The organism is Buchnera aphidicola (Cinara splendens) (assembly GCF_900698975.1).
GTDB lineage: Bacteria > Pseudomonadota > Gammaproteobacteria > Enterobacterales > Enterobacteriaceae > Buchnera_F > Buchnera_F aphidicola_AI.
Map to the genome: position 1 here is coordinate 415941 of NZ_LR217722.1, position 22730 is coordinate 438670.

A 22730-nucleotide genomic window follows, 5' to 3' on the forward strand; every position below is an offset into this window, starting at 1 on the left:
TAAAAAATATTACATTTATATAATTTAAAAAAAAACAAAATCAATTTAAAAAAATATTTTTAATGTCATATATGACTTGTTTTGTATACATAATTAACTGTTTTAACAAAAATAAATTTTCTTTTTTGACGTGTAATTGTAAATTTTTAATGTTATTAATATATTGATTAATAAAAACAGAATTAAATTTATGTTGACAATATTTTTTCCAGTGATTTTTTTCTCTATTATTTAATAAATAAGTAAAATTACGTGCTTTTATGCGAAAAAAAATCTCCCCGACTCGATTATCAATAAATTTAGGATACCAATTTATCCATTTTAACGGGCATCTCTTATGCAGCAACAAAAACAATAGCTTATCTTCTGAAAAAAAGAAATTATTATATAACATTAAATCTACATCATGAACAATTTTTTTTGGAGTTTCATGAGAAAAAAAAGATATAATCCAATTTTTAATTAATGCATTATTTTGTAATAAAAAAAAATTTTTTTGACATCTAATATAATTTATTTGAATCCTATTACAATCACATGGAGACAAAGAGTTATAAGAAAATAAAAGTGGTGATTTATTCAAATAAATAACTTTAATTCCACAATCAAATAAATTTTTTGTGGTTATTTTATGAGATTTAATATGTGAATACAAATAGAATATTTTTTTCAAACATATTGATAAATCTATCAAAATAAAAGAATTTTTGTAATTTGGATGAGATCCTACAATCATAACGCAGCCTAAATTACTATTTTTAGAACCAAAATAACTGGATAAATAAAAAAAAGGTTTATTATAATTTCTAAAAATAAATGATAATATATATTTTTTATGAGATATTTTATATAAAAATAAAAAAAATTTTTTATTTTTTTTATATAAATGTTTTGCTATTAAAATAGTTGCTAAAACATCTGAACATGCATCATGAGTATTCAAATGTGTAATTTTATTTAGTTTCGTAATATCAAACAATTTAAAACTAACTATCCCTTTAGTATCACTAGGCCAAAGCATGGTTTTAGGGTGAAAAATATAAAATGCACGTAAAACATTTAATATATCCCAGGTAAAATTACCATTTTTCCAACTCCATTCATATGGATCAAGTAAATTTCTATAGAAAAGATTACGAGTCATTAGATTATCAAAATTAATATTATTATATCCTATAATACATATATTTTTTTGGGAAAAAATTTTATAAATTTTTTTAGCAAAAAAATATTCATTAACTCCATGTGTTTTAGTATATTGTGGTAATATTTTGGTAACTAAAATAGATTTAGGATCAGGCAAATAATCTAGAGGAGGATAGCAAAAAAAAATTTTTTTTTTACCAAAATATTTAAATTTACTATCTACTTCTATACTACAAAACTGAGAAATCTTATCTAGAGATACATTTGTTCCAAAAGTTTCATAATCATAAAATACTAAAGTTTTTTTGAAAATATAATTATTACTGTTTTTTTTACACATAAAATATATATTTTAAAAGATAAAGTATATATATATATATATATATATATATATATAAATAAAAAATTAATATTTATTTTTGTAAAATAAAATTATGAATTCTCCCCTGACTGGACTCGAACCAGTGACATACGGATTAACAGTCCGCCGTTCTACCAACTGAACTACAGAGGAATATGTTTAATATATATCATATGAAAAATTATATGTCAATTAATAATATTAATATTTATTTATATTATATTAAAAAAATTAAAAAATAATTAACTTTAAAAAAAATATAGATTAGTGCTTTAAATTGTTCTATAATACATTATTAAAATTAATTTTTTAAAATATAAGTAATTTTTTATAGGCCCTTTAGCTCAGTGGTTAGAGCACACGACTCATAATCGTTTGGTCGCTGGTTCAAATCCAGCAAGGGCCATATCTTGTAAGAATTTAAATTTAAAATAAATAATTTTTAAAATATTTAAATTATCTCTATATGTATAGACATTAATAAAATTATATATATAAAAATTTTATTTTTTTATTCGGAACAATTGATAATTGAGCAATTTTATCACCAGGATTAATATAAAAATTTTTTTTACTACAATTCCATAAAGATATTTTTAGTTCAAAAAAATCAAAAAAATCCATAAAATTAAATGGGTTTCCTATTATTATGGGATATTTATTATTTATAGTAGTAATAGGTTCAATAACAACACGAACTGTTTTATCCATAACCTGTATAAAAAGTCCTGTTGAAATTAATGTTGTTTTTTTAGAAAACAGACATATCTTATGTTGAAGATAAGCCCTTAAAAAAAAACCTGATAAACCATTACATAAATATTCCGGAAAATTAAAACTTTTTTTAATACTTGGATCTATGAATTTAACATTTATAATTAATACATTTATACACATAAAACAAAACCTACAATTTAAAAAATTTTTATATCGATAAAATTGATACTTGAATTTCAGTAGAAATATTTTTATACGGAGAAAATATAATGGTATGAACACCTAAATATCGTAATAATCCGTTCGGTAATTTTATTTCATTTTTAGAAACTAAGAAACCGATTTCTGATAAAGTTTTTGTGATATCTTTGATACCAATAGAACCAAATATTTTATTTTTTTTACTAGATTTCATAAAAAAAACAATAGAACCCATCAACTTAATAGCATTAACTCTTTCAATAGCTTTATGTATTTTGTTAGATTCTTTTTCTTCAGCATATATTCTATTTTGTTCAAAAATTTTAATATTTTTCTCAGTAGCTAATAATGCTTGTGAAGTAGGTATTAAATAATTTCTAGCGTATCCTTTTTTTACAGAAATTAATTGGCCTTTTTTTCCTATATTGTTGATAGTATTCAATAAAATAATTTTCATGTAGTATAAACACCTTAAGTATCATTTAAAATCATCACAAAAGAATACTATTTTGATATTCTAATGATGTTGATCAGTATATGGAATCAAACTAATAAATCGTGCTCTTTTAATTGCACGAGATAATTGTCTTTGATACTTTGCTTTTGTACCTGTAATACGACTTGGAACTATTTTTCCATTCTCAGTAATATAATTTTTTAAAGTTTCTATATCTTTATAATCTATATATTTAACTCCTTCTGCAGTAAAACGACAAAATTTTCTGCGACGAAAATAACGAACCATAATATACTACCCTCCTATACTTTATACACATAAACATAATTTTTATTATTAATTTTTATATTTCAAAAATTAAATGTGATTTTTATTAATAAAATACTTTTTATGATTATTTTTAGTAGATATCACTTCTTTTTTACTATTTTCTTGATTTCGTAAAATAGGAGACATATCTGTGTGTGCTTTATTGCATACAAGAATTAAATTACGAATAATTTTAGAATTAAATTTAAAATGATTTTCTAAATATTTCATACATTCAATAGATACTTCAATATTCATTAAAACATAATTTGCTTTCTGTAACTTATTTATAGAATATGATAAAACACGCTGTCCCCAATTTTCTGAACGATGTATAGTTCCAGATTTAGACAATATAATCTTAGTATAAAAATCAATAACATGCGAAATTTTTTCATTTTTATCTGGATAAATCATTAGAATAATTTCATAGTGACGCACAAATAAAACTCCTTTTTAAGATATAGATAACCATCTTTAAATATTTTTTAAAAAAAATAGTTTTACTTTAAAATATCTTTGTATATAAAATGTAAAATACTATGTTCTTTTTACATTAAAAATATCTCATTATATTAACATAATTATATTCATGAAAAATATAGTTTTTTAAAAAAAGTTATATTTAATATTCATTAAATCGTAAAATAATATTTTATTTTTTAATAAAAAATAATATAGTTATACGTTTAGTCATTTAACTCATATAATAATATTTTTTGAATTTTTTTCATTAATACATCTATCTTATTATCTGGTATTAAAGTAATATCTGTCCAATTATTTAACCAAGTTAATTGACGTTTAACTAATTGATAAGTAGATTTGAGTGTGTTATTAATCATTTCTTGATATGTACATTTATTTTGTATATATAACCACATCTGCTTATAACCAATACTATTAATAGACGGAAGAGAAAGATTTAAATTTTTATTTTCATATAAATTACGTACTTCTTGCTCAAAACCACATTCTAACATATAGTAAAAACGCTGTACTATTTTTTCATATAGAATACTTTTTTTAAAAGGAATTAATCCAAACTGAAAAATTTTATAAGGTAATTTCTGATTAACAGACTTAATTAATGTACTTCGAGGACAACCACCTGAAACAAAAAAGATTTCAACAGCACGTAAAACTCGCTGAATATCATTTATATGAATTCGTTCACTAGAATTTTTATCAATTTTTTTTAAAACATCAAACAATTTTTTTTTCTCTCCTAAACACATATTATTAAAAATATAATTTCTAATAATAGGATTAGATGGCGGTAAATCAGAAAATCCGTTGAGTAATGTTTTAAAATAAAACATAGTTCCTCCTACTAAAAGAGGAATTTTTCCTAATTTCAAAATATTTTCTATTTCTTCTATAGCGTCTCTATAAAAATCAGCAGATGAATAAATTTCTTGAGGTTTTAAAATATTAATTAACTTATATATATTTTTTTGTAAATCTTGTTTAAGCGGTTTATCAGTTCCAATATCTAATCCTTTATATACCAATTTAGAATCTACACTTAATAACTCTATAATGGAAAAATTTTTTTTTATTTGAAGAGCAACTGCACTCTTACCTATAGCTGTCGGACCCATCAAAAAAAATATCATTGGTTTATTATTCATTATTTATTATCAATTATAAAAATATATATCCTTTATAGTTTGCAAAAAGAACATGAAAAAATTTTTTATATACAATATATATATTATCATATATATAATTATATTTATATATCAATACAGAATAGCATAAAAAATTTTTAATATTGATTTAATAATCAAGTTATATCCATTTTTTATAAACACGTAGTAATCCTTTAGTAGAACTATCATATAGATTATTAAATTTGTTTTTTAATAAATCGCTAAACAAATCATTAGCTACTAATTTTCCTAATTCAACACCCCATTGATCAAAACTAAAAATATTTAAAATAACTCCTTGAACAAATATCTTATGTTCATACAAAGATATCAAAGAACCTAAATTACATGGAGTTAAATTCTTTAACATAATTGAATTAGTTGGTTTATTTCCAGAACAATATTTATACGATACATGTGAACTGCAATCTGGATTACTTAAGTTAATATTATTATCCATATTATTTTCGTTACCAAAAGCTAAAGATCTAGTTTGTGCTAAAAAATTTGATAATAATTTTTTATGATGATCATTAATAGGGTTATGACTCACAGCTGGAATAATAAAATCACACGGAATAAAAGTTGTACCTTGATGTAATAATTGAAAAAAGGAATGTTGACCGTTAGTACCACGTTGTCCCCAAATAATTGGACTAGTGTTCCACGTAACTAAATTACCACTACGATCTATTGATTTTCCATTAGATTCCATATAACTTTGTTGTAAATATTCAGGAAATGCGTGCATATATTCATCATACGGAAATATAGCTTCTGTTTCTGTTTTAAAAAAATTAGTGTACCATAAACTAATTAAAGCTAAAATAACTGGAATATTTTGTGATAAATCTTGATTTAAAAAATGTTGATCCATTATATACGCTCCATGCAACAATAATTCAAAATTTTTAAATCCAATAGATAAAGCAATAGATAAACCAGAAGAAGACCACAAAGAATAACGACCTCCTACCCAGTCCCAAAATTTAAAAATATTTTCACTGATAATACCAAATTTTAATGCTGCAGTTGTATTTTCACATAAAGCAAAAAAATGAAAATCAATATATTTTAAACAGTTAGTACGAAAAAGACACCAATTTTTTAAATAATTAGCATTACTTATAGTTTCATCTGTAGAAAAAGATTTAGAAGCAATTAAAAAGATAGTAGTTTCTAAGTTAATTTTTTTTAATACTTCAACAATATTAGTGCCGTCAATATTAGAAATAAAATGAATTTTTAAATGATTTTTATAAAATTTTAATGACTCAGTTACCATGTAAGGACCGAGATATGAACCACCAATTCCAACATTAACTACATCAGAAATACTTTTTCCTGTATATCCTTTCCAACTACCTTGAATAATAGAATCAGAAAATTTTTTTATTTTTTTTAATTCTTTTTGTACATTTATCATAATATTTATATTATCTACAGTTATCGTATTACTAAATTTGCTGCGTAAAGCCGTGTGTAAAACAGGTCTATTTTCTGTTCTATTAATTTTATGTCCTGTAAACATACTTTGTATAGCATCACTCAAAAAGCATTCTTTAGCTAACATCAATAGCAGTTGTAAAGTTTGATTGGTTATGCGATTTTTAGAAAAATCCACCAAAATATCATCTTGAAATAAAATAGAATAATTATGAAATCTATTTTTATCTATATTGAATAAATCGTTTATATGAATATTTTTAACATCATGAAAGTGATTAGTTAATTGTTTCCAAGAAAATGTTTTAGTTGGATTGATATTTTTCATTTTATCCCTTATATTATTTAAATTATTATGTATTAATATAGTATACATTCAATGTATACATGATTTATCAAATTATTCAAATATAAATATCGTATATCTTTAAATTATTAAAAAAGATATATATTATTAATTAACATACTAAAAAATTTTATAAAAAACATGAAAAATAGAAAAAAAAACGAAAAATTAATCTGGATTGATTTAGAAATGACGGGATTAAATCCTAAAATTCATAAAATTATTGAAATTTCTACTATTATTACGGATAAACATTTAAATATTTTAGAAATAGGACCTAACATTGTAATTTTTCAAAAAGAAAAATTTTTAAAAAAAATGAATGATAAAATATTTCGTATACATCAAAATAACGAATTAATTAAAAATATAAATATTAGCAAAGAAAACGAAAAAAGCGCTGAAAAAAAAACTTTATTATTTCTAAAAAAATGGATTAAAAAAAAAATTTCTCCTATGTGTGGAAGTACTATATCAACAGATAGAACTTTTTTATTAAATCATATGCCAAAATTAGAATCATATTTTCATTACAGAAATTTAGATGTTAGTTCAATTAATGAATTAGCACAACGCTGGAAACCTAATATTTTAAAAAAAATAAAAAAAAAAAAAATTCATCGCGCACAAGAAGATTTAATAGAATCAATAATAGAACTAAAAATATATAAAAAATATTTATTTTTTATATAAAAAATAAATATTTTAAGGCATGTAAAATATTATAAATTCTATTTTTATTTAAATAATTCTTGCAAAAAAAAAAAATGTTTTATATAATTAAAATATAATATATTGCGGGAATAGCTCAACTGGTAGAGCACAACCTTGCCAAGGTTGCGGTCGCGAGTTCAAATCTCGTTTCCCGCTCAAAAAAACAATGAAATACAAAAAAATTTGTAAACATTTTTGTAAAAAACACAAGCATACATTATTAACATTTATTCTTTATACATAAAGATATACTTTTATATAAAAAGTATTAAATAAATCTAAAAAAACCAAAATTTCTTCTAAAAAATCATATATTTTTTTATCAATGCCAAAAAATCCTTTAATTTTAAATTTCTGACAAATTAAAACGTTTCTGAAATCTTTGTATTCGACCTTTTGTATTCATACTTCTCTGTTTTCCTGTATAAAATGGATGACATTGTGAACATAAATCAAGTAACATATCTTTCTTTTTAGTGGAAAAAACTGGAATTGTATAACCGCAGGAACAAATAGCAAAAATTTTTTTATATTCAGGATGAATATTTTTTTTCATCACATATTCTCCAAAGAAAAATGTAGTATACTATTTAAAGATACCTTTAAATACAATAATATTTGTATTAAAATAAAAAACATCAAAAGTTAATCATTCTAAATATTACATATATTATATGTAATATTTTTTAAAATCAATATTAATTGTATAAAATATTTATCAATTTCATAAAAATAACCTTATACATGTAAAATATATACAACTGTATTTAATAAGAGATTATGTTATTTATGACTACAATACTAAGTGTTCGTGTACATGGAAAAGTAGTAATTGGTGGTGATGGACAAGCTACTTTTGGACATACTGTAATGAAAAGTAATGTAAAAAAAGTTCGTTCAATTTATAAAGATCAAGTAATTGCAGGTTTTGCTGGAGGAACAGCTGATGCATTTACATTATTCGAATTATTTGAAAAAAAGTTAGAAAAATATCAAGGACAATTACAAAGATCTGCTATAGAATTAGCTAAAGATTGGAGAACTGATAGATTATTGAGAAAATTAGAAGCGTTACTAGCTGTAGCTGATAAAAAAAATTCTCTTATCATTACCGGCACAGGAGATGTGATACAACCAGAAAATGATGTCATGGCCATCGGTTCAGGTGGAACATTCGCGCAAGCAGCTGCATATGCTTTAATTAAAAATACAAATTTAAGTGCTTCTACTATAGTAAAAAAAGCCTTAAAAATTGCTGCAAATATTTGTATATATACTAATCAATCATTTACCATAAAAGAAATATCTTCAGAAATATAATAAGGAAATATACATGTCAGCAATGACTCCTCGCAAGATTGTACAAGAGTTAAACAAACATATTATTGGACAAGAGAATGCTAAACGCGCTGTTGCTATTGCTTTAAGGAACCGTTGGAGAAGAATGCAATTAAATTCAGAATTACGCCATGAAATAACACCAAAAAATATTCTAATGATCGGACCAACAGGAGTAGGAAAAACAGAAATTGCTCGTAGACTAGCAAAATTAGCTAATGCTCCTTTTATCAAAGTAGAGGCTACTAAATTCACTGAAGTTGGTTATGTAGGAAAAGAAGTAGATTCGATTATCCGGGACTTAACAGAATTAGCAATTAAAATGATTAGAACACAAAATATAAAAAAAAACAAAAAATATGCAAAAAAACGTGCTGAAGAAAAAATTTTAAAAATTTTAGTACCTATGCCAGATGGTAATAAATGGAACGGTGAAAAATCTATAGAAAAACCTACAGATACAATAAAAATATTTAAAAAAAAATTACGAAAAGGCGAATTAGATAATAAGGAAATAGAAATACAAATCACTTCAGTTCCTTTAGGAATAGAAATCATGTCTCCCCCAGGAATGGAAGAATTAACAAATCAACTACAATCTTTATTCCAAAACTTAGGAGGTAAGAAAAAAAATCTACGCAAACTTAAAATAAAAGATGCAATGAAATTAATTGTTGAAGAAGAAGCCGCTAAATTAATTAATATAGAAGAATTAAAAGAAAAAGCAATATATTCTGTAGAGCAAAACAGCATAGTATTTATTGATGAAATTGACAAAATCTGCAAACATCGATCTTCTACATCTAATTCAGATGTATCACGAGAAGGTGTTCAAAGGGACCTTTTACCATTAATTGAAGGATGTACTGTATCTACAAAACATGGTTTTGTAAAAACAGATCATATACTATTTATAGCTTCTGGTGCATTTCAAACATCCACTCCTTCTGATTTAATCCCAGAATTACAAGGTAGATTACCAATTCGTGTAGAACTAAATGCATTAACGATAGATGATTTTGAAAGAATCCTAACCGAACCAAATGCATCTATTACTGCTCAATATATTGCTCTAATAAAAACTGAAGGAGTGGATATTGTTTTTACCAAACAAGGAATCCATAAAATTGCTGAAGCATCATGGAAAATTAATGAATCAATGGAAAATATTGGAGCTCGCCGATTATATACAGTATTAGAAAAGCTAATAGAAGATATTTCATTTAATTCTAACGAACAATTTGGAAAAAAAATTTATATTGATGAAAACTATGTTAGTTTACATTTAGACAAATTAATGGAAAATCAAGATTTAAGCAAATTTATTTTATAAAAAATATTATAATAAGTATCGTTAAAAATATTAATTAGTAACTGTTATATTTTATAAAAATTGCCTATCTAAAAATTTATATGATAGGCAATTATAAAACACTACATGTAGCACGTTACTACATATTAATATTAAAAATATATAATAATTAGATACATTAAATAAAATTAAAATTATTCTAAATCATTTTATTTTTTCTAAAAAAGATTTCAATTTATTTTTCCATTTAATTCTTTCTTCTTGTATTATAATATTTTTTTCTTCTATACGTTTTTTTAAAGAATAAAGATTTTTCAATTTTTCTTTTAAGTGTTTATTTTTTAATTTTAAATTTTTAATTTTTTTTTTTAAAGATAAAATACAATCTACTGATTTTTGTACTTTTATTTCTAAATTAGAGAATGTTTCTAAAACCATAATGATACCATTTAAATACAAAATATTTATTAATATAATAAAAACGCATAATATATTAATACAATAAAATTTATAAGGTATAGATATACAGTATAATATATAGAATAATTTTAAAAAAAACAATTTTTAATATTTATATTTCAAAAAATATCATCAATTATATTATATAAAAAATAATCATTTCATTTAATAAATTTAACAATTATTTTTCAATAATCTTTACATCAAATTAATAATTATTATAAAAAATTTATCAGATAAAATGGTTATTTTTTATATTCTTCTAAACCTAATGTAATATAATAAATTTATTATTATAAAACATACATAATGAAATCTTCTGACATGAATCAATGGTTAAATATCAAAATTATAAAATTAAAAAAATGGAAAAACAACTTATTTTCACTTGTTATACGCGCTCCTATAAATTCATTTAAAGCAGGACAATTCACAAAATTGTCATATATTAATAATAATAATCAAAGAATTCAACGAGCATATTCTTTTGTAAATCCACCTAAAGATCAAAATTTAGAATTCTATATTTTATTAATCAACAAAGGAAAATTAACACCATATTTATATGATATATATAATTATGATATTTTCATAGCAAAAAATTCATTTGGTTTTTTTACTATGGAAGAGTTACCTAACAAAGAAAACATTTGGATGATGGCTACTGGAACCGCATTAGGTCCATACTGTTCTATATTACAACAAGAAAACATATTAAAAAAATTCAAAAAAATAATTCTAATATACGCTGTTAAATATAGTATAGATTTAAATTATCTAAATATATTTAATAAAATCCAAAAAAAATACAATAATAAAATTGTCATACAAATAATATTAAGCAGAGAAAAAAACAAAAAATATCTATTTGGACGTATACCTGATCTACTCCATTCAGGAAAATTAGAACAATCCGTTCAAGAACCATTAAATAAAAAAAAATCTCATATAATGTTATGCGGTAATCCAAATATGATAAAAGATACACAGAAAGTACTATTTTCTTTAAAAAACATGAAAAAACATTTTAGAAGAAATCCAGGACATATAACAAGCGAAAATTATTGGTAAAATTTTTTATATTATTATAAAAATAAAATATAGCACAATACTATTTTTTCGGAATTGATTCCTATTAAAAAAGGAATCAATTCCAAATACATGCAATAATCCGTTAAATAATTTTAATTTATATTAATTAAAATATTTATATAATTAACGCACAAAAAATGAATATCTTATTTCTGGATCAGAATTTTTACTAATAATCATAGCAGCACGAACACCGTATTGATTAATTTCATCAATATTTTCTGAATAAGAAGATTGTAGATCTGCTGTTTTAGTAACTGCTACTTTATACATATCAGGACCAATTTTATCAATTTCATACGCAAAACGTACATTATCAGATGCTCGATATTCAACTTCAGGATAACGAGACACCAAATTATTCCATGCAGCTTCTAGTACTTCAGGATGTACATAAGTAGAAATTAATTGTTGTTCTTCATAATCTGTAACAGAAGTTTGAAATATATTCATTATATCTGGAGCTTGATTAGAAGGAATTCTATTACCATTTAAAAAAACAGTTTTATTATGGATATTATCTAAAAATTTTTGCTCTAATCTACCAGTTTTAGTCAATTCTTTAAAAGATTGTTGTAATTTTTGCGAAAATAATTCAGTTTTAGTGGAAAAATTAACAGAATTTAATATGTTCCAGTTTATATCAGAATTATTAAAAATTTCTGGTAAAAAATCTGCAACTCCATCATCTAAACGGTAATATTGAGGTGTGCTATGAAACTCAGAATCATTTATTGAATTATCAACATGTTCTTCAGATACAGAAGCATTAGGACAATTAAAAATACCATTATCACACTCTATAGCTGTAAAATCAGAATTTTTATTAGAATCTATAATGTTTTCTTGATCATACTGACTATTAGGAGAAATATGCGCTATATACTCTTGATTAGCGTTATTAATAATTGTAATATCAACATTTTTAAAATCTTGATTTTTTAACACACTGTTATTATTAACTTGTTTTATAAGTTCTAAATTAAAATTCATATTAGATCTTATTGAAGAAACTGATGACATAGCATTTCTATCCTTGTATATTTATTAAAATATAACATATTAATAACATTAATTTATAAAAATGTTTTTTTTAAAAAATAAAAATCACAAAAAACAAAATCAAGTAAATTACATTAAATTCTTGTTATAAAACAATAATATTAGAAAATATATTTAAACATATATTTAAGATAATTAAAATATTTATTATATATTTTTAATATTTTATAAAATAACAATCAAAAATTTAATAATATATAAATTATATTTTATATTTAAAAATCAATAAAAATTTTTATATACAAAAAATCACAATATAAAAAATTTTTATATATAATCTTATCTTCCTTATATACTGTACAATATAAGAAAAGTCAAACAATAAATGTATTTTACGCAAAAAAAAATAAAAAAACTAATTTGTCATGTAGAATGCATATAAAAATTTATGTAAATACAAATAAATTATAATATTAAATTTAACTAAAACGTAATTATACCATCATATACATGAACAGCTTCTCCTGACATATACAAAGAATGTCCTAACAAACCACTCCAAGAAATTGTTAATTGACCATACAATAAAGTGACAACAACATTATTGGATAGTATTTTATTTCTTATACCAATAGCAACAGCGGCGCACGCTCCACTACCGCAAGCATGTGTTTCACCAACATGTCGTTCATATACTCGCAATAATATTTTTTTTTTAGATATAACTTGCATAAAACCAACATTAACACCTTCTGGAAAACAACTATGTGTAGATAATTCACTACCAATTTTTTTAACATTTACACATTCTATATCATCCACTTGAATGATACAATGGGGATTACCAATAGTAACTACATAAATAAAATAATTTATTCCATGAATAATTATAGAATAACTTGATTGTTCAGAAGTACATAAAAAAGGAATATTTTTTGGAGTAAAAACAGGCTCACCCATATCTATTTTAAAAATATTATTTTTTACATGTTCTAAAAATAAATATCTATTTTTCGTACTAACACAAATTTTTTTTTTATCAATTTTTTTTTTTAAAAATAAATAATATGCAATACATCTAGCTCCATTACCACATTGTTCAACTTCTACACCATTGGAATTAAAAATTCTGTAATAAAAACTAGCTTGCGTACAAATTGAATGCTGAAGCACTAAAAATTGATCAAATCCAATACCTAAATACCTATTTGACCATTTTTTTATTAATTGTGGTGAAAAAAAAAATTATGTTGCGTAGAATCAATTAAAACAAAATCATTTCCTAAACCATGCATTTTCGAAAAAAAAACAACGTTTTTTTTTAAAAACATATTAAAATTCCTCATTTAAAAAATAAATGTTATAATTAAATTTTAAAAAGTTGTTCATTAAAAATAATCTATATTAGGTATAATATGCGTGATATTTTATTTTGTAAAAAAATCAAAAAAACACTGTTAAGAATAGAAGAAATTTTGAATAAAAATAACAAGAAAATAGATATTGATTATTTATTACTAGATAATATGCTAGAAATTACATTTATTAATAATAAAAAAATAATCATTACGTCACAAATGTTTTTAAAACAATTATGGATAGCTACATCTAGTCAAGGATATCACTTATTATATAAAAAAAAAACTTGGATATGTATACGTTCAAATCAAACAATACATAAAATTTTAAAAAAAGAATTTTTAATACAGACCAATTATCTATTTAAGTTTAATATATTAAATAATATTTGAAAAAAATTTTTATTTCTTTATTTTCGGCGAAAGAGGATTTGAACCTCTGACCCACTGGTCCCAAACCAGTTGCGCTACCAAGCTGCGCTATTCGCCGAATTATTTAAACTAATAAATCATTAATAAATAAAAATATTCATAAAATGAATATCGTATATAAAAAATATATTATACAAAATTGGGGTGGTCAATGGGATTTGAACCCATGACCGCTGGAATCACAATCCAGAGCTCTACCAACTAAGCTATGACCACCAAAAAAATATTCACATAAAAATATATATAACCTGCGTCCGACAGGATTTGAACCTGAGACCTTTACTTTCGGAAAGTAATGCTCTATCCAAATTGAGCTACGGACGCAAAAAACTTATTATTATTAATAATAATAATAATGTATATACATAATATGTATTATTAAAATAAATTTGTATTATCTAATAAATATTATATATACACTAACTAAAAAAATCTAGTACTTTATCTCTATTTTTAAAATAAAATTATCTATTATAATAAGCTAATAAAAATTATCATAATAATTTAATAAAAAAAATATTATTTTGATCTTTTCATCATATCAAAAAATTCATCATTAGTTTTAGTCATAGAAAGTTTGTTGATTAAAAATTCCATAGCATCTATTTCACCCATAGGATGAATAATTTTCCGTAATATCCACATTTTCTGTAGTTCTTCAGGAATAGTTAATAACTCTTCTCTTCGTGTTCCAGAACGATTATAATCAATAGCCGGAAATACTCTTTTTTCTGCTATTTTTCTAGATAAAGGTAGTTCCATATTACCTGTGCCTTTAAATTCTTCATAAATTACTTCATCCATTTTAGAACCAGTATCAATTAGAGCTGTCGCAATAATAGTTAAGCTACCTCCTTCTTTTACATTTCTAGCTGCTCCAAAAAATCTTTTAGGTCTATGCAATGCATTAGCATCTACCCCTCCCGTCAATACTTTTCCTGATGCTGGAACAACAGTATTATACGCCCTAGCTAATCGAGTAATTGAATCTAATAAGATAACTACATCTTTTTTATGTTCTACTAATCGTTTTGCTCGTTCAATTACCATTTCAGACACTTGAACATGCCTAGAAGCTGGTTCATCAAAAGTAGAAGCTACTACCTCACCTTTAACTAACCTTTGCATTTCAGTTACTTCTTCTGGTCGTTCATCTATCAAAAGGACCATTAAAACACAATCTGGATGATTATAAGCTATACTTTGAGCAATATTTTGCAATAACATAGTTTTTCCAGCTTTAGGAGGAGCTACAATTAAACCTCTTTGTCCACGACCTATAGGAGAAGATAAATCCAATACTCTAGCAGTTAAATCTTCCTGAGAACCGTTACCTCTTTCCATTTTTAATCTAGAATTAGCATGTAAGGGAGTTAAATTTTCGAATAAAATTTTACTACGCGCATTTTCAGGTTTATCATAATTTATGGTATTAACTTTTAATAAAGCAAAATAACGCTCTCCTTCTTTAGGGGGTCTAATTTTTCCCGAAATAGTATCTCCTGTTCTTAAGTTAAAACGACGAATTTGACTAGGAGACACATAAATATCATCGGGTCCAGCTAAATAAGAACTGTCTGCAGATCTCAAAAAACCAAAACCATCCTGTAAAATTTCTAAAACACCATCTCCAAATATATCTTCTCCACTTTTTGAATGCTGTTTTAGTATAGAAAAAATTATATCTTGTTTACGTATACGCGCTAAATTTTCAAGACCTATCTGTTTACCTACAATAATAAGTTTTGATACTGATGTGTTTTTTAATTCGGTAAGATTCATAATAGGGAGTTTTTCAATCCATTTAAAAAATATAAAATATTAATATACAATAATAAATTTATAAAAAATATATATACAAAAATATATGTATGATTCAGTATTTTGAAAAACACAAATATATAGTTTATTAAAAATAATCAAATTATTGTTTTGTTATACTTGATAGTCAAAAAACAACACTAATGAAATAAAAAATTTAATGTAACAATTTTTCATCTAAAAAGTTTTTTAATTCCATTCTTGATATAACACCTACTTTAGTTCCTATAATTTTATTTTTATTGAATAATAATAATGTTGGAATACCTCTAATAGAATATTTTATTGGCATTTTTTTATTCACATCAATATTAATTTTTCCTACAACAATCTGTTCAAAATACTCTTCGGCAATATCTTCTAATACAGGTGATAAAATTTTACATGGACCACACCAATCTGCCCAAAAATCTACTAAAACATGTTTTTCTGAAAAAAATACTTCTTTTTTAAAATTCTTATCCGTTAATTCAATAATTTTAGTTATTTTCATAAAAACTCCAATACATACATTAGATAAAAATCAATATTTTAATATTATTGATAATATTTTTTATAATAAAAATTATACTGACATAAAAAATATCATTTTAAATCAGATATTATGTAATTTTTATTACATAATTTTTTATTATAATTCATATGATAGTTAACCCAATAAATTTCTTTTTTTGGTAACTCAAATAAAAAACGACTTGGTTGTAAATTACTAAAAATACCAAATCTTTTCTTATTTTTACAAAAACTAAGTAATAATTGGGTTTTTGCACGAGTCATTCCAACGTACATCAAACGACGTTCTTCTGTAATATTATTATCTATAATACTTTTTTGATGTGGAAAAGTTCCTTCTTCCATACCAATAATACAAACAACCGAAAATTCTAATCCTTTAGAAGCATGTATAGTCATTAAATGTAATTTATCATGTTCTAAATTAGTATGATCAGCATCTAAACGTTCAAAATCACCACAAAGAAAATGTATTAATACATCCTCTAATTTTAAAGGTATGGTTGTACTATTACCTACTAAAGTTTTATGTAACCATTGTGAAAAAAATACTATATCCTGTATACGTTTTTCAGACAAAGCAACATTATTATAATAATTGATAACCCAATCAAAATAATTAACATCATTAATTATATAATTTAAAATATTTTCTGGTTTATTTGATAAAAATGAGGATAAATGTAAAATCCATACTATAAAATTATTTAATTTTAATACAACAGTTGCATTTAATTGAACAATCATACGTTTATCTGTACTGGCGGCAAATAAACTAATTTGATTTTTCTTAGCAAAAATTTTTAACTTAGATAGAGTAATTAATCCTATTTTTCGACGTGGAACATTAATAATTCGCAAAAATGCCAAATCATCTGTATGATTAACAATTAATCTTAAATAGGCTAATAAATCCTTAATTTCCAAAGAACTAAAAAAAGAATGCCCTGCATGAACAATATATGGAATGTTTCGATATATTAATTCTGATTCTACAACCTTTACTTGATAATTACTACGATATAAAATGGCATAATCATTATACTTATTCTTATAATTAGATTTATGTTTTTGAATATATCGAATAATTTGTTGTGCTTCATGAATTTCGTTAATAAACATAAACACAAAAATTTTATTTCCGTAATCTAAAGTAGAAAATAATTTTTTATTAAAAAAATTAATATTGTTAGAAATTAATATATTAGCTGCATGCAATATACATCCAGAAGAACGATAATTTTGTTCTAGTTTAATTAGATCTAAAGAAGGAAAGTCTTGTTTTAATAAATAAAAAATTTTTTGTTGAGCTCCTCTCCATGAATAAATAGATTGATCATTATCACCAACAACCGTTAAATTAGAATTATGACCACATAATAACTTCATTAATTGATATTGACTAATATTAATATCTTGATATTCATCTACTAATAAATATTGAACTTTTTTTTGCCAATTCAATTTTATATAAGTATTATTTTGTAGCAACATAGTAGGTAAAAAAATCAAATCACTAAAATCTAGTATATTATGTTGTTTTAAGAATAAATCATATTTTTCATATAACAAAACATATGTCTTTTCTAAAGAAGAATTAATTTTCTCATGAGCTAATTTAGGAGTTAATAAGTTATTTTTCCAATTAGAAATTTGATAAAGCAACTTTTTTAAAAAAAAAACATCATTTTTAATATTAGCATCAGTTAAACTTTTTAAAAGACGCAACTGTTCATCTTCATCAAATAATGTAAAATTTTTTTTTAAACCTAAAATTTTATATTCACTACGAATAATCTTTAAGCCTAATGCATGAAAAGTAGATACTGTAATATCTTTAATTTGTTTAACAGTTAATTTTTTACATAAACGATATTTAATTTCTTTAGCTGCTTTATTAGTAAATGTTATTGCAAAAATTTTTTTAGGATCATATTGATATATAGTAATTAATGTTATAACTTTATTAATTATAACACTAGTTTTTCCTGATCCTGCTCCAGCTAAAATTAAACACGGATTATCAATTATATGAATAGCTTTATTTTGAAATTTATTTAACATCATAAATATAATATCTTGAAAATAAGACTTTAAAATTTGTCTTTTTTTTATTTAATAAATAAAAAATTAAATTTATACACCTTGTTAAAATATTTAAAGATTATGATTCATAGTTAAAAATTATTTGACCATTGTAGACTTCATAACATTCATATATAGACGTAATTTTCTTCCTATCTTTTCAATAGCATGACTACTAACTATATCATTAACGTATTGTAATTCTTGATTACTAATAGATCGATTCTCAATAGATTCTCCTAAATCATCACTACGAATAGTGCGTACAAATTTATTTAATATAGGAAGTGCTCGTTCAGAAAATAGATAACTACCATATTCTGCTGTATCAGATATAACTAAATTCATTTCATATAATCTTTTTCTAGAAATTGTATTAGTAATCAATGGTAATTCATGTAAAGATTCATAATATGCTGAAGCTGGAGTTATCCCTGTTTCTACCATAACTTCAAATGACAATTCTACACCGGCTTTTAACATAGCGACCATCAAAACACATTTATCAAAATATTCATAATCTAAAATTTTTCTTCCAGAATACACATCAGCATTTTCAAAATTAGATTTTTTTAAATCTTGTCTCCATTGAATTAATTGTTTATCTCCATTTTTCCAATCTAACATCATACTTTCCGAAAAATCACCGGAAATAATATTATCCATATGCAAGCAAAATAATGGTTTTAATATATTTTTTAGTTGTAAAGATAATTGATGTGCACGAATTTTAGATGGATTAGATAAACGATCTAATAATAATTTTATTCCACCTTCTTTCATACATTCTGCTAATTTTTCCCATCCAAATTGCAATAAAGTAGCAGAATAATCAGAACTATATCCTTTTTCTACAAGATGCTCATAACAAGTAAGAGAACAAGCTTGTAACATACCACATAGAATAGTTTGTTCTCCCATTAAATCAGATTTTACTTCAGCAATAAAAGAAGATTGTAATACTCCAGCACGATGTGCTCCTAAACCAAAAGCCCATGCTTTTGCAATACTTAAACCTTTTTTTTGTAAATCATTTTCTTTGTGCACTGCAATTAATGTTGGAACACCAAATCCTCTTAAAAATTCTTGTCGTACTTCAGTACCAGGACACTTAGGAGCTACCATAATAACAGTAATATCTGATCGAATTTTTTCTCCTTCTTCAACAATATTAAATCCATGAGAATAACCTAAAATAGAATTTTTTTTCATTAATAATTGTAATTTTTTAACAACTCGAGAATGTTGTTTGTCAGGTGTTAAATTAATTACTAAATCTGCATTAGGGATTAATTTTTTATATGTATCTACACAAAAATTTTCTTTAATAGCATTTTTCCAAGAATTAGATTTATTTGATATAGAAGATTTTCTAAGAGCAAACGAAACATTATATCCAGAATCTCGCAAATTAAGTCCTTGATTTAATCCTTGTGCACCACATCCCACTATAACAATGTTTTTATTTTCTAATATTTTTTTTGTTTGTAAAAATTCATGTTTATCCATTAAAAAACCAGTATGTAAATCTATCAATTTTTCCCTAAAAGAGAGAGAATTAAAAAAATTGTTCATGTATATACTCCGATTAAAAAAATAAAACTATAAGCGTTAAAATTATTTAATATATACTACACATACATATACATAATATTTGTATCTATATAAAAATATTATTTTAATAATATTAGAATCAATATATTTTTTTTAAACTTCTTACTGCTCCAGTATCAGCACTAGTAGCGAACATACTGTACATTCGTAAAGAATCTGAAATATTTCGTACACGATATTTAGGTGTATAAGATTTTTTTCCTCTTTTTTCTTCTAGAATTCTCCGACGCTGTATTTCTTGTGCAGAAATTTGTAGAGTTATACTGCGTTGTAAAATATTAATATTAATTATATCTCCAGTATACACTAAAGCAATTAATCCCTTTGTAGCTGCTTCGGGAGAAATATGACCTATAGAGATACCAGATGTTCCACCAGAAAAACGACCATCAGTAATTAATGCACACTTTTTATCTAATCCCATAGATTTTAAATACGTAGTAGGATAAAGCATTTCTTGCATTCCAGGTCCTCCACGAGGTCCTTCATATCGAATAACTACTACATCTCCAGAACAAATTTCATAATTTAAAATAGCATTAACAGCTTCATCTTGACTTTCATAAACTTTAGCTATTCCTGAAAATATCATATTTTTTTCATCAATTGCAGCTGTTTTTACTATACAGCCACGAATTGCTAGATTACCAGTTAATACAGCTAGTCCTCCATCTTGACTATATGCATATTTTTTAGATCGAATACAACCGTGAATACGATCTGTATCTAATTTAGACCATCGAAATGATTGTGAAAAAGGAACTAACGTTTTAACTCCTTGAGGACCAGATGAATAAAAACGAAATATATCTTTATTAGATATATTTAATATATCATATTTTTTAATAGTTTCCTGTAATGTTAACCCCAATATATTAAATACTGATGTCTTTAGTAAATTAATTTTGTTTAATTCAGATAAAATACCAATTACCCCTCCAGAACGATGTAAATCTTCCATATGATATTTAGTAGTACTAGGAGACAGTTTACATAAATGAGGAACTATCCTAGATAAGTGATCAATATCTGTCATTGAAAAATTAATTTTTGCTTCATGGGCCATAGCTAATAAATGCAAGACAGTATTTGTAGAACCACCCATAGCAATATCTAAAATCATAGCATTTTTTAAGGTAGAGCGTGTTACTAGATTTTTGGGTAATAAACTTCTTTCATTACATTGATAGTAATCTTTTGTATTTTTAACAATAATTTTACCAGCTTGTAAAAATAAATCTTTTCTGTCAGCATGAGTAGCTAAAACTGTCCCATTTCCAGGAAGAGACAAACCGATAGCTTCAGTTAAACAATTCATAGAATTAGCAGTAAACATTCCTGAACACGAACCACATGTTGGACAAGCAGAATGTTCAATTTTAGATAAAATACGTGATGAAGTATTTTTATTAGCTCCGTGAGCAATAGCATCAACTAAATCAATTTTAATAATATGATCATCAACTATTATTTTTCCGGATTCCATAGGTCCTCCAGAAACAAAAACAGAAGGAATGTTCAGTCGTAAAGCAGCCAATAACATACCTGGTGTAATCTTATCACAATTTGAGATACATACCATAGAATCAACACAATGTGCGTTAATCATATATTCAATAGAATCTGCTATTAGTTCCCTAGAAGGCAGTGAGTACAGCATTCCGGAATGCCCCATAGCAATTCCATCATCAATAGCAATAGTATTAAATTCTTTAGGAATTCCTCCGCATTTATAAATTTGATTGGAAACTAATTTACCCAATTCACGTAAATGTATATGACCTGGAACAAATTCAGTGAATGAATTAACTACTGCAATAATTGGTTTACCAAAATCTTTATCTTGTACACCGGTTGCGCGCCATAATGCTCTTGCTCCGGCCATATTTCTACCGTTAATAGTTGTTGATGAACGATATATTGGCATGGAATAAACTCTTTTTACATAAAATTTAAAAAAATATAATATTTTTATTTACAAAATACTTTTATAAACATATATTTTATATACTAAATATTGGTTATTAAAATTATATTTAATTATTAAAAATTTTTTACTTATGATAGGTCAATCTTGGTAAGATATATGTATGAAAAATAACTAAAATAATTAATATTAATATATTTTATAAGAATTTAAGTTATTCGCAGGGGCGGAGGGATTCGAACCCACAACTTTTGGTTTTGGAGACCAATGCTCTACCATATTGAACTACGCCCCTAAGATACATTTTTAAAAACATAAAAATTTTATTTCTAAAATATTATACCTGAGAGATACAAAAAAAACAACTATCCAAAATAGTTAATGTATATTAAGAAATATTACTAATTTATTGTATTGCATATTTA

The 22730-nt window shown here is 24.0% G+C and carries 21 protein-coding genes and 7 tRNA genes; 7 read left to right on the plus strand and 21 right to left on the minus strand.

All coding sequences use genetic code 11. The annotated features are described in order from the left end of the window. Positions 1-40: 40 nt before the first annotated feature. Both sbcB and BUCISPPA3004_RS01880 read right to left on the minus strand, forming a co-directional pair. A complete protein-coding gene (gene sbcB / locus BUCISPPA3004_RS01875; protein ID WP_154049038.1) occupies positions 41-1486 on the minus strand; it encodes an exodeoxyribonuclease I in 1446 nt (481 codons plus the stop codon). A gap of 101 nt (positions 1487-1587) precedes the next feature. Further along, positions 1588-1660: transfer RNA gene (locus tag BUCISPPA3004_RS01880), tRNA-Asn, on the minus strand. Between the two features lie 180 nt (positions 1661-1840). On the opposite strand from BUCISPPA3004_RS01880, the gene BUCISPPA3004_RS01885 reads away from it, so the two are divergent. Beyond that, a tRNA-Ile gene (locus BUCISPPA3004_RS01885) sits at positions 1841-1913 on the plus strand. Positions 1914-1993: 80 nt separating this feature from the next. On the opposite strand, the gene BUCISPPA3004_RS01890 is transcribed toward BUCISPPA3004_RS01885, so the two are convergent. The 6 genes from BUCISPPA3004_RS01890 to pgi all read right to left on the minus strand — a co-directional run bounded on the left by BUCISPPA3004_RS01890 (position 1994) and on the right by pgi (position 6620). After that, on the minus strand, positions 1994-2404 hold the full coding sequence (locus BUCISPPA3004_RS01890) for a dUTP diphosphatase (RefSeq protein WP_154049039.1): 411 nt from the start codon (positions 2402-2404) through the stop codon (positions 1994-1996). 28 nt (positions 2405-2432) lie between these two features. Continuing rightward, on the minus strand, positions 2433-2882 hold the full coding sequence (gene rplI / locus BUCISPPA3004_RS01895; protein WP_154049040.1) for a 50S ribosomal protein L9: 450 nt from the start codon (positions 2880-2882) through the stop codon (positions 2433-2435). 60 nt (positions 2883-2942) lie between these two features. Beyond that, positions 2943-3170, minus strand: a complete 228-nt coding sequence (gene rpsR, locus BUCISPPA3004_RS01900) for a 30S ribosomal protein S18 (protein WP_154049041.1) — start codon at positions 3168-3170, stop codon at positions 2943-2945. Between the two features lie 69 nt (positions 3171-3239). Beyond that, entirely contained in the window at positions 3240-3632 is a 393-nt protein-coding gene (gene rpsF, locus BUCISPPA3004_RS01905; RefSeq protein ID WP_154049042.1) for a 30S ribosomal protein S6, read from the minus strand. 248 nt (positions 3633-3880) lie between these two features. Beyond that, positions 3881-4825: a tRNA (adenosine(37)-N6)-dimethylallyltransferase MiaA gene (gene miaA / locus BUCISPPA3004_RS01910; RefSeq protein ID WP_154049043.1), complete on the minus strand. Its 945-nt coding sequence runs from the start codon at positions 4823-4825 to the stop codon at positions 3881-3883. 160 nt (positions 4826-4985) lie between these two features. Next, positions 4986-6620, minus strand: a complete 1635-nt coding sequence (pgi, locus tag BUCISPPA3004_RS01915) for a glucose-6-phosphate isomerase (RefSeq protein WP_154049044.1) — start codon at positions 6618-6620, stop codon at positions 4986-4988. Between the two features lie 159 nt (positions 6621-6779). On the opposite strand from pgi, the gene orn reads away from it, so the two are divergent. Beyond that, complete coding sequence (orn, locus tag BUCISPPA3004_RS01920) at positions 6780-7331, plus strand: oligoribonuclease (RefSeq protein ID WP_154049045.1); 552 nt, start codon at positions 6780-6782, stop codon at positions 7329-7331. 104 nt (positions 7332-7435) lie between these two features. After that, positions 7436-7508: transfer RNA gene (locus BUCISPPA3004_RS01925), tRNA-Gly, on the plus strand. Positions 7509-7698: 190 nt separating this feature from the next. Here BUCISPPA3004_RS01925 and rpmE read toward each other — a convergent pair. Further along, entirely contained in the window at positions 7699-7908 is a 210-nt protein-coding gene (rpmE, locus tag BUCISPPA3004_RS01930; RefSeq protein WP_154049046.1) for a 50S ribosomal protein L31, read from the minus strand. A 233-nt stretch (positions 7909-8141) separates the two neighbouring features. On the opposite strand from rpmE, the gene hslV reads away from it, so the two are divergent. Continuing rightward, positions 8142-8672, plus strand: coding sequence for an ATP-dependent protease subunit HslV (gene hslV / locus BUCISPPA3004_RS01935; RefSeq protein ID WP_154049047.1), 531 nt, complete (start codon positions 8142-8144; stop codon positions 8670-8672). Between the two features lie 13 nt (positions 8673-8685). Beyond that, positions 8686-10023: an HslU--HslV peptidase ATPase subunit gene (gene hslU / locus BUCISPPA3004_RS01940; protein ID WP_154049048.1), complete on the plus strand. Its 1338-nt coding sequence runs from the start codon at positions 8686-8688 to the stop codon at positions 10021-10023. Between the two features lie 183 nt (positions 10024-10206). On the opposite strand, the gene zapB is transcribed toward hslU, so the two are convergent. After that, positions 10207-10440 (minus strand): cell division protein ZapB, encoded by a 234-nt coding sequence (gene zapB / locus BUCISPPA3004_RS01945; RefSeq protein ID WP_154049049.1) that lies wholly within the window; start codon positions 10438-10440, stop codon positions 10207-10209. Between the two features lie 330 nt (positions 10441-10770). Between zapB and BUCISPPA3004_RS01950 the strand changes: the two genes are divergently transcribed. Further along, on the plus strand, positions 10771-11532 hold the full coding sequence (locus BUCISPPA3004_RS01950; RefSeq protein WP_331866582.1) for a ferredoxin--NADP reductase: 762 nt from the start codon (positions 10771-10773) through the stop codon (positions 11530-11532). A gap of 144 nt (positions 11533-11676) precedes the next feature. Here BUCISPPA3004_RS01950 and BUCISPPA3004_RS01955 read toward each other — a convergent pair whose 3' ends face one another. Together BUCISPPA3004_RS01955 and dapF are read right to left on the minus strand one after the other, a co-directional pair. Beyond that, positions 11677-12576 (minus strand): hypothetical protein, encoded by a 900-nt coding sequence (locus BUCISPPA3004_RS01955; protein WP_154049050.1) that lies wholly within the window; start codon positions 12574-12576, stop codon positions 11677-11679. Positions 12577-13038: 462 nt separating this feature from the next. Continuing rightward, positions 13039-13728 carry a diaminopimelate epimerase gene (gene dapF, locus BUCISPPA3004_RS01960; RefSeq protein WP_232036879.1) on the minus strand — a complete coding sequence of 230 codons (690 nt, stop codon included), beginning with the start codon at positions 13726-13728 and terminating at the stop codon, positions 13039-13041. A gap of 242 nt (positions 13729-13970) precedes the next feature. On the opposite strand from dapF, the gene cyaY reads away from it, so the two are divergent. Then, entirely contained in the window at positions 13971-14306 is a 336-nt protein-coding gene (gene cyaY, locus BUCISPPA3004_RS01965) for an iron donor protein CyaY (protein ID WP_154049051.1), read from the plus strand. 23 nt (positions 14307-14329) lie between these two features. On the opposite strand, the gene BUCISPPA3004_RS01970 is transcribed toward cyaY, so the two are convergent. The 9 genes from BUCISPPA3004_RS01970 to BUCISPPA3004_RS02010 all read right to left on the minus strand — a co-directional run bounded on the left by BUCISPPA3004_RS01970 (position 14330) and on the right by BUCISPPA3004_RS02010 (position 22600). Continuing rightward, a tRNA-Pro gene (locus BUCISPPA3004_RS01970) sits at positions 14330-14403 on the minus strand. 82 nt (positions 14404-14485) lie between these two features. After that, positions 14486-14561 (minus strand) — tRNA-His (locus BUCISPPA3004_RS01975). Positions 14562-14594: 33 nt separating this feature from the next. Next, a tRNA-Arg gene (locus BUCISPPA3004_RS01980) sits at positions 14595-14669 on the minus strand. 195 nt (positions 14670-14864) lie between these two features. Continuing rightward, on the minus strand, positions 14865-16127 hold the full coding sequence (rho, locus tag BUCISPPA3004_RS01985; RefSeq protein WP_154049052.1) for a transcription termination factor Rho: 1263 nt from the start codon (positions 16125-16127) through the stop codon (positions 14865-14867). 196 nt (positions 16128-16323) lie between these two features. Further along, positions 16324-16659, minus strand: coding sequence for a thioredoxin (gene trxA / locus BUCISPPA3004_RS01990; protein WP_154049053.1), 336 nt, complete (start codon positions 16657-16659; stop codon positions 16324-16326). 92 nt (positions 16660-16751) lie between these two features. Then, a complete protein-coding gene (locus tag BUCISPPA3004_RS01995) occupies positions 16752-18746 on the minus strand; it encodes a UvrD-helicase domain-containing protein (protein WP_154049054.1) in 1995 nt (664 codons plus the stop codon). 117 nt (positions 18747-18863) lie between these two features. Continuing rightward, positions 18864-20339 (minus strand): ketol-acid reductoisomerase, encoded by a 1476-nt coding sequence (gene ilvC, locus BUCISPPA3004_RS02000; protein ID WP_154049055.1) that lies wholly within the window; start codon positions 20337-20339, stop codon positions 18864-18866. Between the two features lie 118 nt (positions 20340-20457). Next, a complete protein-coding gene (ilvD, locus tag BUCISPPA3004_RS02005) occupies positions 20458-22305 on the minus strand; it encodes a dihydroxy-acid dehydratase (RefSeq protein WP_154049056.1) in 1848 nt (615 codons plus the stop codon). Positions 22306-22526: 221 nt separating this feature from the next. After that, positions 22527-22600, minus strand: a tRNA-Trp gene (locus BUCISPPA3004_RS02010). Between the last annotated feature and the right edge of the window lie 130 nt (positions 22601-22730).

Bases quoted from the DNA above. Each gene is read 5' to 3' on its own strand.
- sbcB (WP_154049038.1), bottom strand. From the start codon at position 1,486: ATGTGTAAAAAAAACAGTAATAATTATATTTTCAAAAAAACTTTAGTA.
- BUCISPPA3004_RS01890 (WP_154049039.1), bottom strand. From the start codon at position 2,404: ATGTGTATAAATGTATTAATTATAAATGTTAAATTCATAGATCCAAGT.
- rplI (WP_154049040.1), bottom strand. From the start codon at position 2,882: ATGAAAATTATTTTATTGAATACTATCAACAATATAGGAAAAAAAGGC.
- rpsR (WP_154049041.1), bottom strand. From the start codon at position 3,170: ATGGTTCGTTATTTTCGTCGCAGAAAATTTTGTCGTTTTACTGCAGAA.
- miaA (WP_154049043.1), bottom strand. From the start codon at position 4,825: ATGAATAATAAACCAATGATATTTTTTTTGATGGGTCCGACAGCTATA.
- pgi (WP_154049044.1), bottom strand. From the start codon at position 6,620: ATGAAAAATATCAATCCAACTAAAACATTTTCTTGGAAACAATTAACT.
- orn (WP_154049045.1), top strand. From the start codon at position 6,780: ATGAAAAATAGAAAAAAAAACGAAAAATTAATCTGGATTGATTTAGAA.
- rpmE (WP_154049046.1), bottom strand. From the start codon at position 7,908: ATGAAAAAAAATATTCATCCTGAATATAAAAAAATTTTTGCTATTTGT.
- hslV (WP_154049047.1), top strand. From the start codon at position 8,142: ATGACTACAATACTAAGTGTTCGTGTACATGGAAAAGTAGTAATTGGT.
- hslU (WP_154049048.1), top strand. From the start codon at position 8,686: ATGTCAGCAATGACTCCTCGCAAGATTGTACAAGAGTTAAACAAACAT.
- zapB (WP_154049049.1), bottom strand. From the start codon at position 10,440: ATGGTTTTAGAAACATTCTCTAATTTAGAAATAAAAGTACAAAAATCA.
- BUCISPPA3004_RS01950 (WP_331866582.1), top strand. From the start codon at position 10,771: ATGAAATCTTCTGACATGAATCAATGGTTAAATATCAAAATTATAAAA.
- BUCISPPA3004_RS01955 (WP_154049050.1), bottom strand. From the start codon at position 12,576: ATGTCATCAGTTTCTTCAATAAGATCTAATATGAATTTTAATTTAGAA.
- cyaY (WP_154049051.1), top strand. From the start codon at position 13,971: ATGCGTGATATTTTATTTTGTAAAAAAATCAAAAAAACACTGTTAAGA.
- rho (WP_154049052.1), bottom strand. From the start codon at position 16,127: ATGAATCTTACCGAATTAAAAAACACATCAGTATCAAAACTTATTATT.
- trxA (WP_154049053.1), bottom strand. From the start codon at position 16,659: ATGAAAATAACTAAAATTATTGAATTAACGGATAAGAATTTTAAAAAA.
- BUCISPPA3004_RS01995 (WP_154049054.1), bottom strand. From the start codon at position 18,746: ATGATGTTAAATAAATTTCAAAATAAAGCTATTCATATAATTGATAAT.
- ilvC (WP_154049055.1), bottom strand. From the start codon at position 20,339: ATGAACAATTTTTTTAATTCTCTCTCTTTTAGGGAAAAATTGATAGAT.
- ilvD (WP_154049056.1), bottom strand. From the start codon at position 22,305: ATGCCAATATATCGTTCATCAACAACTATTAACGGTAGAAATATGGCC.